Annotated in this window: 9 protein-coding genes; all 9 read right to left on the bottom strand. The window is 71.7% G+C overall.

Translation table 11 applies throughout. The features are described from left to right. Window positions 1–5 precede the first annotated feature (5 nt). A complete protein-coding gene (locus Cco03nite_RS31160) occupies window positions 6–1,205 on the bottom strand; it encodes a phosphoglycerate kinase (protein WP_203696703.1) in 1,200 nt (399 codons plus the stop codon). Beyond that, window positions 1,205–2,209 carry a type I glyceraldehyde-3-phosphate dehydrogenase gene (gene gap, locus Cco03nite_RS31155; RefSeq protein ID WP_120315988.1) on the bottom strand — a complete coding sequence of 335 codons (1,005 nt, stop codon included), beginning with the start codon at window positions 2,207–2,209 and terminating at the stop codon, window positions 1,205–1,207. Before gap ends, Cco03nite_RS31160 begins: the two co-directional genes overlap by 1 nt. Before the next feature lie 390 nt (window positions 2,210–2,599). Beyond that, window positions 2,600–3,580: a DNA-binding protein WhiA gene (gene whiA / locus Cco03nite_RS31150; RefSeq protein ID WP_120315989.1), complete on the bottom strand. Its 981-nt coding sequence runs from the start codon at window positions 3,578–3,580 to the stop codon at window positions 2,600–2,602. A 68-nt stretch (window positions 3,581–3,648) separates the two neighbouring features. Continuing rightward, the gene (locus Cco03nite_RS31145) at window positions 3,649–4,617 is read right to left on the bottom strand and encodes a gluconeogenesis factor YvcK family protein (protein ID WP_203696701.1); all 969 of its coding nucleotides are present in this window, start codon (window positions 4,615–4,617) and stop codon (window positions 3,649–3,651) included. Next, window positions 4,614–5,501 carry an RNase adapter RapZ gene (gene rapZ / locus Cco03nite_RS31140; protein ID WP_203696728.1) on the bottom strand — a complete coding sequence of 296 codons (888 nt, stop codon included), beginning with the start codon at window positions 5,499–5,501 and terminating at the stop codon, window positions 4,614–4,616. The genes Cco03nite_RS31145 and rapZ overlap by 4 nt, the downstream gene beginning before the upstream one ends. Window positions 5,502–5,711: 210 nt before the next feature. Continuing rightward, window positions 5,712–7,772, bottom strand: coding sequence for an excinuclease ABC subunit UvrC (uvrC, locus tag Cco03nite_RS31135; protein WP_203696693.1), 2,061 nt, complete (start codon window positions 7,770–7,772; stop codon window positions 5,712–5,714). Window positions 7,773–7,960: 188 nt separating this feature from the next. Beyond that, window positions 7,961–8,425, bottom strand: coding sequence for a Rieske (2Fe-2S) protein (locus Cco03nite_RS31130; protein ID WP_203696691.1), 465 nt, complete (start codon window positions 8,423–8,425; stop codon window positions 7,961–7,963). Window positions 8,426–8,726: 301 nt separating this feature from the next. Beyond that, the gene (gene uvrA, locus Cco03nite_RS31125) at window positions 8,727–11,633 is read right to left on the bottom strand and encodes an excinuclease ABC subunit UvrA (RefSeq protein WP_203696689.1); all 2,907 of its coding nucleotides are present in this window, start codon (window positions 11,631–11,633) and stop codon (window positions 8,727–8,729) included. 362 nt (window positions 11,634–11,995) lie between these two features. Continuing rightward, complete coding sequence (locus tag Cco03nite_RS31120) at window positions 11,996–12,580, bottom strand: TetR/AcrR family transcriptional regulator (RefSeq protein WP_203696682.1); 585 nt, start codon at window positions 12,578–12,580, stop codon at window positions 11,996–11,998. Window positions 12,581–12,624: the final 44 nt, after the last annotated feature.

Below are 12,624 nucleotides of genomic sequence, written 5' to 3'. Positions count from 1 at the left end.
CGCGCTCACGCTGCCTCCAGGGCTTCGAGACCGGGCAGCGACTTGCCCTCCAGGTACTCCAGGGAGGCGCCGCCGCCCGTGGAGATGTGGCCGAACGCGGCCTCGTCGATGCCGAGCGCGCGCACGGCCGCGGCCGAGTCGCCGCCGCCGACCACGGTGAAGCCGTCGACCTTGGTGATGGCCTCGGCCACACCCCGGGTGCCGTTGGCGAACGGAGCCAGCTCGAACACGCCCATCGGGCCGTTCCAGAAGACCGTCTTCGCGCCCGACAGCGCCTCGGTGAACAGCGCCACCGACGCCGGGCCGATGTCCAGGCCGAGCCAGCCGGCCGGGATCTCCGTCGCGGCGACCGTGTCGGTCTGCGCGTCGCCGGCGAACTTGTCGGCCACCACCACGTCGGTGGGCAGCACGATCCGGTCGCCGGCGCGGGCCAGCAGGTCGCGGCAGGTGTCGAGCATCTCCTCCTGCAGCAGCGACGCGCCGACCTCGTGGCCCTGGGCCTTGAGGAAGGTGAAGCACATGCCGCCACCGATGAGCAGCTTGTCGGCCTTGCCCAGCAGCGCCTCGATCACGGCGAGCTTGTCGGAGACCTTCGAGCCGCCCAGGATCACCACGTACGGCGTGGCCGGGTCCTCGGTGAGCCGCTTGAGCACCTCGACCTCGCGCAGCACCAGGCCGCCCGCGTAGTGCGGGAGCCGGGACGCGACGTCGTAGACGCTGGCGTGCTTGCGGTGCACCGCGCCGAAGGCGTCGTCGACGTACACGTCGCCGAACGCCGCCAGCTGGTCGGCGAACGCGCCGCGCACGGCGTCGTCCTTGCTGGTCTCCCCCACGTTGAAGCGCAGGTTCTCCAGCAGCACCACGCCGCCGGGGGTCAGCGCCGCCACCGCGTCCTGCGCCGACGGGCCGACCGTGTCACCGGCGAACGTCACCGGCGAGCCGAGCAGCTCCGCGAAGCGCGTCGCGACGGGCGCGAGCGTGTACTTCGGGTCGGGCTCGCCCTTGGGGCGGCCCAGGTGCGACATGACGATCACCGAGGCGCCCGCGTCGCGCAGCGCCGTGATGGTCGGCAGCACCGCCCGGATCCGGCCGTCGTCGGCGATCGTCCCGGGGCTGTCCTTGACGAAGGGCACGTTCAGGTCGGCGCGCACGAGCACGCGCCGACCCGAGACACCCTCGGCGAGCAATTCGTCGAGGCCGCGCATTACAGCGAGGCGCCCACGAGCTTGGTGAGGTCCACCAGGCGGTTCGAGTAGCCCCACTCGTTGTCGTACCAGCCGACGACCTTCACCTGGTTGCCGATGACCTTGGTCAGGCCGGCGTCGAAGATGCAGGAGGCGGGGTCGGTCACGATGTCCGACGACACGATCTCGTCCTCGGTGTAGACCAGGATGCCCTTGAGCGGGCCCTCGGCCGCGGCCTTGATCGCGGCGTTGACCTCCTCGACCGACGTCTCGCGGGCGGCGGTGAAGGTCAGGTCGGTGGCCGAGCCGGTCGGGATCGGCACGCGCAGCGCGAAGCCGTCCAGCTTGCCCTTCAGCTCCGGCAGCACCAGGCCGATCGCCTTGGCGGCGCCGGTCGAGGTCGGCACGATGTTCAGGGCCGCGGCGCGGGCGCGACGCAGGTCCTTGTGCGGGCCGTCCTGCAGGTTCTGGTCCTGGGTGTACGCGTGGATCGTGGTCATCAGACCCTTCTCGATCCCGATCGTGTCGTTCAGGACCTTCGCCATGGGGGCGAGGCAGTTTGTGGTGCAGGAGGCGTTCGAGATGATCGTGTGCTTGGCGGCGTCGTACTTGTCGCCGTTCACGCCCAGCACGATCGTGATGTCCTCGCCCTTGGCCGGGGCCGAGATGATGACCTTCTTCGCGCCGTTGTCGGCGTGCACCTTCGCCTTGGCGGCGTCGGTGAACAGGCCGGTCGACTCGATGACGACGTCCGCGCCCAGGTCACCCCAGGGGAGCTTGCCCGGGTCGCGCTCGGCGAACGCCTTGAACGACTTGCCGTTGACCGTCAGCTCGGTCTCGGTCGCCTTCACCTCGTAGGGCAGGCGGCCCAGGATCGAGTCGTACTTGAGCAGGTGCGCCAGCGTCGCGTTGTCGGTCAGGTCGTTCACGGCCACCAGCTCGATGTCCGCGCCGGACGCGAGCAGCGCCCGGTAGAAGTTACGCCCGATCCGGCCGAAGCCGTTGATGCCAACCCGGATGGTCACAGGTCCCATCTCCTCGCCATGTGCGCCGACTGGCGGCTGTTCGCCCAGTGCGGCGGCCGATAGGTCACTCGCCCGGTCACGCCGCCAACACACCTGGCGGACGGCGTCGCGGCCGAGCTGCCGGCAGCGTCGCCGTACGGTTCCGACCCTAGCTGAGCTGTGACAGACATCCCCGCCGGGGTCTTTGTTTCACCCCCGTGTCCCCAGTCACACAACCCCACAACGATCCCGCACCCATGATCGCGACGATCTTGCGCGAACTGTTGACACTTTGCCCACTTCGGGTGAGTCGTACCCACATCCCGCGCAAGATCGTCGCGATCTTGGGCGGGGACGCGAGAACGCCGCGGTCCCCGGGGTGGGGTGCGGCGTTCTCGGGGGCGGGCGGGGTTAGACGGTGAGCATTTCGGCGGTGACGGCTGCTTCGGTGTCGGGGATGCCCAGGTCGCGGGCGCGCTTGTCGGCGAGGGCGAGCAGACGCCTTATGCGGCCGGCGATCGCGTCCTTGGTGAGCGGCGGGTCGGCGAGGGCGCCCAGCTCCTCCAGGGAGGCCTGGCGGTGTTCCAGGCGCAGCCTGCCGGCGCTGGTCAGGTGGCCGGGGGCGTCGTCGGCGAGGATCTCCAGGGCGCGGGTGACGCGGGCCGCGGCGGCTACCGCGGCGCGGGCCGAGCGGCGCAGGTTGGCGTCGTCGAAGTTGGCCAGGCGGTTGGCGGTCGCGCGGACCTCGCGGCGTACCCGGCGCTCCTCCCAGGCCAGCACGCTGGAGTGCGCGCCGATGCGGGTGAGCAGGGCGGCGATGGCGTCGCCGTCCTTGACCACGACGCGGTCGACGCCGCGCACCTCGCGGGCCTTGGCGGTGATGCCGAGGCGGCGGGCCGCGCCGACCAGCGCCAGCGCCGACTCCGGACCCGGGCAGGTGATCTCCAGGGCGCAGGAGCGGCCGGGCTCGGTCAGCGAGCCGTGCGCCAGGAACGCCCCGCGCCAGGCCGCGACGGCGCAGCAGACGCTCGCCGAGACCACGTTCGGCGGCAGGCCCCGCACCGGCCGCCCGCGCACGTCCAGCAGGCCGGTCTGGCGCGCCAGCGCCTCGCCGTCCTTGACGATGCGCACGATGTAGTGGCTGCCCTTGCGCAGCCCGCCCGACGCGAGGATGTGCACCTCGCTCGGGTAGCCGAACAGGTCGGCGATGGTGGTGCGCAGCCGCCGGGCCACCGCTCCGGTGTCCAGCTCCGCCTCCACCACGACGCGGCCCGAGACGATGTGCAGCCCGCCCGCGAAGCGCAGCAGTGCCGCCATCTCCGCGCGCCGGCAGCACGGCTTGGGCACGTCGACCCGGCTGAGCTCGTCTTTGACCGCAGCGGTCATCGCCATCGTGTCGTCACCTCGTGGCCGGTCGCGGCTGTGATGCCTGATTGTGTCGTGCGGTTTGTCGTACGTGCTTAACGAGCGGTGGCCAAGAGTGGCACCAGTGCGCGGCCCAATCGGACCGGATCGTGTCGCGCGGTGCCGTCCTGGACGGCCACCGGAGCGATCGCGATGCGAGCACCGAGTGATTCTGCCGCATTCGCGACCGGTTCGGGGTCTCCCACGGCATTCCTGTCGACCAGAACAATATCGACCTTGAGGTCCGGGAGGTACCGACCCAGTGCGTCCAGGTGATCGGGCAGGGACAGGCCCACCGTCTCGGAGTCCGCCGCCAGGTTCAGGGTCACCAGCCGGCGTGCCGCGCTCGCCGTGACCGCGGCTGCCAGCTGCGGCACCAGCAGGTGCGGGATGACACTGGTGTACCAGCTCCCGGGCCCGAACACCAACCAGTCCGCGTCGGCGATCGCCGCCAGGGCCTGCGGGCACGCGTCGGGCTCCGGCGGCTCCAGCCGCACCTCCAGCACCCGCCCCTGGGCGACCGCGACCTGGTGCTGGCCGCGCACGGTGACCTGCCTGCCGCCGACGAACAGGTCGGCCTCGATGCCCAGCGGCTTGTTCGACATCGGCAGCACCCGGCCCACCGCACGCAGCATCGCCCCGGCCAGGTCGAGCGCCGCGACCGGGTCGCCGAGCTGCTCCATCAGGCCGCACAGCACCACGTTGCCGACCGGGTGCCCGGCCAGCTCGTCGGCGCCGGCGAAGCGGTACTGCATCAGCCGGGCGGTGCGGTCGCTGAGATCGTCGTCGCCGGCGAGGGCGGCCAGCGCCTGTCGCAGATCACCCGGAGGGAGTACGTCGCGGCCCGCGCGGATCCGGCCGCTGGAGCCCCCGTCGTCGGCCACGGTGACCACGGCGGTGATCTCCAGAGGCAGGCCGGTCGCGCGCAGCGCGCGCAGGCTCGCGCTCAGCCCGTGCCCGCCGCCGAACGCCACCACCCGGATCCGGTCACCGCCCGCCTGCGGCCTGAAACCGACCTCGCTCATTCGCGTCCCAGGTCGCGGTGCTGGGCGTGGGCGACGACGCGCAGCTCGCGCAGGCGTTTGGCCAGCTCCTCGGCGATGGCGACGCTGCGGTGCTTGCCGCCGGTGCAGCCGACGGCCACCGTCAGGTAGCGCTTGCCCTCCCGCTCGAAGCCGGGCGCGGTCGCGGTCACCAGCCGGGCGTACGTCTCCACGAACGTGTTCGCCCCGCGCTGGCCCAGCACGTACCGGCTGACGCCCTCCTCGCGGCCGGTGTGCTCGCGCAGCTCGGGCACCCAGTACGGGTTGGGCAGGAAGCGGGCGTCGAGCACGAAATCGGCGTCCGGGGGCAGGCCGTACTTGAAGCCGAAGGACAGCACGGTGACCCGCAGCCGCAGCGCCTCGGGGCTGGCGAACAGCTCCTCGACCCGGGCCCGGAGCTGGTTCACGTTCAGGTGCGAGGTGTCGATCAGCACGTCGGCCTGCTCGCGGGCCTCGGCCAGCAGCGAGCGCTCGGCGGCGATGCCGTCGGACAGCCGGCCGTCGCCCTGCAGCGGGTGCGAGCGGCGTACGCTCTCGAACCGCCGGATCAGCACCTCGTCGTCGGCGTCGACGAAGACCACGCGCGGCGAGAAGCCCTTCTCGCGCAGGTCGCGGATCGCGCCGGCGAGGTCGGTGGAGAAGACGCGGCTGCGCACGTCGAGCACCATCGCGGTGTGCCGGGCCGCGCCGCCGGCCTTCGCGGCCAGCTCGGCGAGCTGCACCAGCAGTGCCTGCGGCAGGTTGTCGACCACGTAGTAGCCGACGTTCTCCAGGGCACGGGCCACGGTGCTGCGCCCGCCGCCGGAGACGCCGGTCACCACCACCAGGTTCGTGGCCGGGCCCTCCCCCGACTCGTCCCCGGTCACCCTGGGCTCGGCCTGCTGCTCACCACGCTCGCCCGGCGTGCTGCGCCGGGCCGGTGTATCCACGCTCACGTGTGCCCCCACTGCTGTCGTCGCCGCCTGCCGGGGCGGCCGCCCGTGACGGCCACCGGGTCCAGCGAACCTCAGGCGGCGGACGGGCACGTTGCCACCGGATGTCGGCAACGAGAGAACATCCTAGCCAGGCGGGCCGGGCTACTCCGCCGTGGCCGCCGTCGCACCCGGCGCGGATGTCGCCTGCGGGCCGGCCGCGTCAGGCCCGGCGGACCCGGCCGGCGGCGTGGGCGCGACCTGCCCCGCCTGCTCGGAAGGCCCGGCCTGCTCGGTCAGCGCGGCCTGCCCGGTCGGCGCGGGGCCGCCCGACGGGGCAGCCTGCGGCGGCACGCCGAGGGCGGTGAGCACGGCGACGGCCGTGCGCGGGCCGATGCCGGGAACCTCGGCGATCTCGTCGACGCTCGCCGCCGCGAGGCGCTTGAGCGAGCCGAAATGGCGCAGCAGGGCCTTGCGGCGGATCTCCCCCAGGCCGGGCACGCTGTCGAGGTCGGAGGCGGTCATCCGGGCCGAGCGCCGCTCGCGGTGGAAGCGGATGGCGAAGCGGTGCGCCTCGTCGCGGACCCGCTGCAGCAGGTAGAGCCCCTCGGCGGTGCGGGGCAGGATGATCGGCATCGAGTCGTCGGGCAGCCAGACCTCCTCCAGCCGCTTGGCCAGCCCGCAGATGGCCACGTCGGTGACGCCCAGCTCGGTGAGCACCGCGGCCGCGGCGTTGACCTGCGGAGCGCCGCCGTCGACCACGACCAGCTGGGGCGGGTACGCGAAGCGCTTCGGCCGCCCCGCGGCGGCCTCCTCGGTCGGGTCCACCGGCCCCTCGGCCAGGTAGCGGGCGAAGCGCCGCCGCATCACCTCGCTGATCGCCGACACGTCGTCGGTCGCGCCCTTGATGATGAACCGCCGGTAGTCGGACTTCTTGGGCACGCCGTCCTCGAACACCACCATGCTCGACACCACGTCGGTGCCCTGGATCTGCGAGATGTCGTAGCACTCGATCCGCAGCGGCGCGGCGGCCAGCCCGAGCGCGTCCTCGATCTCCTCCAGTGCCTTGCTGCGGGCGGTGAGGTCGCCGGCCCGGCGCAGCTTGTGCTGGGCCAGCGCCTGCAGGGCGTTGCGCGCGACGGTCTCCATCAGCGTCTTCTTGTCGCCGCGCTGCGGCACCCGCATGGTCACCCGGGAGCCCCGGTGCTGCGACAGCCAGTCGGTCAGCGCGTCGGCGTCGGCGGGCAGCTCCGGCACGAGCAGCTCGCGGGGCACGTCTGCCTCGCCGGTCTCGCCGCCGTAGATCTGGGTGCAGAAGTGGTGCACGAGGTCGCCGATGCTCAGCTCCTCGGTCTTGTCCACGATCCAGCCGCGCTGGCCGCGCACCCGCCCGTCGCGCACGTGGAAGACCTGCACCGCGGCTTCGAGGGGGTCGTCGGCGAAGGCGACCACGTCGGCGTCGGTGCCGTCGGACAGCACGATCGACTGCTTCTCCATGGCCCGGCGCAGCGCGATCAGGTCGTCGCGCAGGCGCGCGGCGCGCTCGTACTCCATCGCCGCCGACGCCTCGTGCATCTGCTTCTCCAGGCGGCGCTGCATGGTGTCGGTGCGCCCGGCCATGAAGTCGCAGAAGTCCTCGACGATGCCGCGGTGCTCGGCCGCGCTGACCCGGCCCACGCACGGCGCGGAGCACTTGCCGATGTCGCCGAGCAGGCACGGCCGGCCGATCTGCCCCGCCCGCTTGAACACGCCCGCCGAGCAGGTGCGCGCCGGGAAGATGCGCAGCAGCAGGTCGAGCGTCTCCCGGATGGCCCAGGCGTGCGAGTACGGCCCGAAGTAGCGCACGCCCTTGCGCTTGGCCCCGCGCATCACCAGCAGCCGCGGATACTCCTCGTCGAGGGTGACCGCGAGGTACGGGTACGACTTGTCGTCGCGGTACTTCACGTTGAAGCGGGGGTCGTACTCCTTGATCCAGGAGTACTCCAGCTGCAGCGCCTCGACCTCGGTGCCGACCACGACCCAGTCCACGCCGGCCGCGGTGGTGACCATCTGCTGGGTGCGCTGGTGCAGCGTCCAGACGTCGGCGAAGTAGGAGTTCAGCCGGCTGCGCAGGCTCTTGGCCTTGCCGACGTAGATGATCCGGCCCTGCTCGTCGCGGAACCGGTACACCCCGGGCGCGTCGGGAATCGTGCCCGGCGCGGGCCGGTACTGGGACGGATCAGCCACGCCGCCAAGCCTAGACGATCAGTCCGACAGCCCCTCCGAGCGCGATCCGAAGCCGGGCAGCTCAGGTCCACATGGGACCCCGGGCCCGCCCAAGCCCGACCCGTCGCGCCCAAGATCGCTGCAGTTTCGGGGAGACTGCGTGAACGGTGGGCACCATTCGTGCAGTCTCCCCCAAACTGCGGCGCGAGTCAGGCGAGCTTGATCTCGCCGTTCTCGACCTTGATCTCCTTCTTGTCCAGCGCGCGGGGGGCGGGGGGCTGGAGCACCGAGCCGTCGGTGATGGAGAACTCGCTGAAGTGGCACTGGCACTTGATCTTCCCGGCCTCCACCTGGCTCACCGGGCAGGCCTGGTGGGTGCAGATCGCGCTGAAGCCGACGTACTGGCCCGCGGTGGGCTGCGTGACGACGACGCCCTGCTCCTTGAAGATCACCCCACCGCCGACCGGGATGTCCGCCGCCTTGCCGAGCACGGTGCCCGCGCCGACGGCCGTGCCGCTCTGACCGGCCGCGCCGGGGTTCGTCGCTCCGTCGCTCGGCTCGGTCGCGGGAGCCTCTGAGCCGCACGCGGCGAGCAGGGCGCCGGCGCCGACGGCGCCCGCGGAGGCCAGCAGGACCCGGCGCGAGGTCGCGCCGGACGTCGTCACGTCACTCATGAGGGCCTTCCAGGTGTAGGTGAGAGTTTCTCTGGATCAACCTAGCGGCCCGTTCTGAAATTTAGCTGCGAGTTCAACTATTTTCTTCGCCCACCGCCACAAGATCGCCCGACTTGCCCGGCACCTGGGCGTATCTTGAGCTCGCTTACGCCCACCTGCCTGGCAAGTCGAGTGATCATGGATGCGGCGAGCGCGAGGCGCGTGAAATCCGGCCGCGGGCGGCGGATGGCGCAGCGCCGGCGCGCACGGAAAGTCCCGGCGACCGCGGAGGTGGTCGCCGGGACGGGGTCGGGTCGGCCGGTCAGGCCACGGCGGCCTTGGTGCGGGCCTTGCGGGCGCGGGGCGGGGTGACCGGGGCCGCGGGGTGCGCGGCGAGCATCGGCTTGAGGAACTGGCCGGTGTAGCTCTCCGGGACCGCCGCGAGCTGCTCGGGCGTGCCGGTGGCGAGCACGCTGCCGCCGCGGTGGCCGCCCTCGGGGCCCATGTCGATCAGGTGGTCCGCCGACTTGATCACGTCGAGGTTGTGCTCGATCACGATCACCGTGTTGCCCTTGTCGACCAGCCCCTGCAGCACCAGCAGCAGTTTGCGGATGTCCTCGAAGTGCAGGCCGGTGGTCGGCTCGTCGAGCACGTACACGGTGCGCCCGGTGGAGCGCTTCTGCAGCTCGGAGGCGAGCTTCACGCGCTGCGCCTCACCGCCGGACAGGGTCGGCGCGCTCTGGCCGAGGCGCACGTACCCCAGGCCGACGTCGACCAGCGTCTTGAGGTGCCGGTGGATCGCGGGGATGGCCTGGAAGAACTCGGCACCCTCCTCGATCGGCATCTCCAGCACCTCGGCGATGGTCTTGCCCTTGTAGTGCACCTCCAGGGTCTCCCGGTTGTACCGGGCGCCCTTGCACACCTCGCACGGCACGTACACGTCGGGCAGGAAGTTCATCTCGATCTTGATCGTGCCGTCGCCGGCGCAGTTCTCGCAGCGCCCGCCCTTGACGTTGAACGAGAAGCGCCCCGGCCCGTAGCCGCGCACCTTCGCCTCGGTCGTCTCCGCGAACAGCTTGCGGATGTTGTCGAACACGCCGGTGTACGTCGCCGGGTTCGAGCGCGGGGTGCGCCCGATCGGCGACTGGTCCACGCCGACGACCTTGTCCACGTGCTCCAGGCCGGTGACCCGGGTGTGCCGGCCCGGCACCATGCGCGCCCCGTTGATCTGGTTCGCCAGCACCGTGTACAGGATGTCGTTGACCAGGGTCGACTTGCCCGAGCCGGACACGCCGGTGACCGCGATGAACTGCCCCAGCGGGAAGGCCACCGACACGTTGCGCAGGTTGTGCTCGCGCGCGCCGACCACGGTCAGCTCGCGGCCCGGGGTGGCCGGGCGGCGGTGCGCCGGGGTCGCGATCTCCCGGCGCCCCGACAGGTACGCCCCCGTCACCGATTCCTCGTTGACCAGCAGCTTCTCGTACGGACCGCTGTGCACGATGCGCCCGCCGTGCTCGCCCGCGCCCGGACCGATGTCGACGACCCAGTCGGCCGTGCGGATGGTGTCCTCGTCGTGCTCCACCACGATCAGGGTGTTGCCCAGGTCGCGCAGCCGCACCAGGGTCTCGATCAGGCGGTGGTTGTCCCGCTGGTGCAGGCCGATCGACGGCTCGTCCAGCACGTACAGCACGCCGACCAGGCCGGAGCCGATCTGCGTGGCCAGCCGGATGCGCTGCGCCTCACCACCGGACAGCGAGCCCGACGGCCGGTTCAGCGACAGGTAGTCCAGGCCGACGTCGACCAGGAAGCGCAGCCGCGCGTTGATCTCCTTGAGCACCCGCTCGGCGATGAAGCGCTGCCGGTCGTCCAGCTCCAGCCCGGCCAGCACCACCGCGGCCTCGCCGACCGACAGCGCGCACAGCTCGGCGATGTTGCGCCCGTCCAGGGTCACCGCCAGCACCTCGGGCTTGAGCCGGGTGCCCGCGCAGACCGAGCACGGCACCTCCCGCATGTAGCCCTCGTACTTGTCCCGGGACCACTCGCTCTCGGTGTCGGCGTGCCGGCGCTCCAGCCAAGGGATCACGCCCTCGAAACCGGAGTAGTACGAGCGCTCGCGGCCGTACTTGTTGCGGTAGCGCACGTGCACCTGGTTCTCCGCGCCGTGCAGGATCAGCTTCTGGCCCCGCGCGGTGATGGCCCGCCACGGGGTGTCCATGTCGAAGCCGTTCTCCTCGCCGAGCGCCTCCAGCAGCCGGGAGAAGTACTCCTGGGTCTGCCCGCCCGCCCACGGGGAGATCGCGCCCTCGCTCAGGCTCTTCTCCGGGTCGGGGACGACCAGCTCCGCGTCGACCTCCTTCTTCGTGCCCAGGCCGGTGCATTCGGGGCACGCGCCGTAGGGCGAGTTGAAGGAGAAGACCCGCGGCTCCAGGTCCTCGATGCCGAGCTGGTGCTCGTTGGGGCAGGCCAGGTTCTCGGAGAACTTGCGCTCGCGGTGCTCGTCGTCCTCGGGCAGGTCGACGAAGTCCATGATCACGATGCCGCCGGCCAGGCCCAGCGCGGTCTCCACCGAGTCGGTGAGCCGCTGCTTGGAGCTCTCCTTGACGGCGAGGCGGTCGACGACCACCTCGATGTCGTGCTTCTTCTGCTTGGCCAGCTTCGGCACCTCGCCCAGCGGGTGCACCACGCCGTCGACCCGGACCCGGGCGAAGCCCTTGCTCTGCAGGTCGGAGAAGAGGTCGAGGTATTCGCCCTTGCGGCCGCGGATCACCGGCGCGAGCACCTGGAAGCGGGTGCCCTCGGCCATGGCGAGCACCCGGTCGACGATCTGCTGCGGGCTCTGCCGGCTGATCAGGTGACCGCACACGGGGCAGTGCGGCTGGCCGACGCGGGCGAAGAGCAGACGCAGGTAGTCGTACACCTCGGTGATGGTGCCCACGGTCGAGCGCGGGTTACGCGAGGTCGACTTCTGGTCGATGGAGACCGCGGGGCTCAGGCCCTCGATGAAGTCGACGTCGGGCTTGTCCATCTGGCCGAGGAACTGCCGCGCGTACGACGACAGCGACTCGACGTAGCGCCGCTGCCCCTCCGCGAAGATCGTGTCGAAGGCGAGGCTCGACTTCCCGGAGCCGCTCAGCCCGGTGAACACGATCATCGCTTCGCGCGGCAGGTCCAGGCTGACGTCGCGCAGGTTGTGCTCGCGCGCCCCACGGATGATCAGTCGGTCGCTCACAGCAGGCTCTCCCCACACGGTCTTTCGGCGATGTCTACGGGCGGTCCGCCACGGCGACGGCCCAGCTCAGGGCATGGGTCGGGGGCAGCACGACACGCTCAGCACGCAGTGCAGTCGCGTGCCTGGGCAACTCTAGCCCCGGCCCCCGACATTCTCGTTTCGCGCCACGAACACACGTGCTAACCCGGCGATTCGCGACGGCCCCGCGAACCACCGCATGCGGCCTGAACCACTCGTCCGGCGCGCGGAAGCCGCCTGAGCGGGTCACCCAGGAGGATGAACAGGGAGACGCCCGTCGCCGATTCCCGAGCGCTGGCGGTGGCGCCGGTCACCCGCCCGCCCGGCCCCGGCACGCTCGCGGGTCACTCCCAGGGCAGCCGGTGCAGGGTCAGCTCGACGGTGCGCAGCAGCCGCTCGCGGTCCGCGCCGCCCGCGGCCTCGACCGCGAGCCCCGAGGACAGGGCGAAGATGTAGCCCGCCGCCGCCCGTGGATCGACCGAGGCCGGCAGGTCGCCCTCCGCGCGGGCCCGTTCCAGCCGCGCCACCAGGAACCGCTCGCCGCTGTCGCGCCGGCGGGCCAGCTCGGCCCGGATCGACGCCGCGCCGTCCCCGGCGGCCAGCGCACCGTGCACCAGCAGGCAGCCCGGCGGGGTGTCCGGGCCGGTGGTGGCCCGCGCCACGCCCTCCAGCCAGTGCCGGATCACCCCGCGCACGGTCGGCTCACCGATCGCGTCGCGGGCATACCGGAAGACCGACTCCTCGTAGCGGTCGAGCACCTGGGAGAACATGCCGGCCTTGGAGCCGAAGGCGGCGTACACGCTGCCGGGCTTCAGCCCGGTGGCCGCGGTCAGGTCGGCCATCGTGGTGCCCTCGTAGCCCTTGGCCCAGAAGACGTCGAGCGCGGCACCGAGCACCCGGTCGAGGTCGAACTCCCGCGGCCTGCCCATCGCCATCCCGCACCTCCGGCGAATTTCTTGAGTGAATGTTCAAT

This window comes from Catellatospora coxensis (genome assembly GCF_016862635.1).
Lineage (GTDB): Bacteria > Actinomycetota > Actinomycetes > Mycobacteriales > Micromonosporaceae > Catellatospora > Catellatospora coxensis.
Note: the sequence above shows the minus strand (reverse complement) of the source record. Positions and strands in the feature narration are given on the sequence as shown.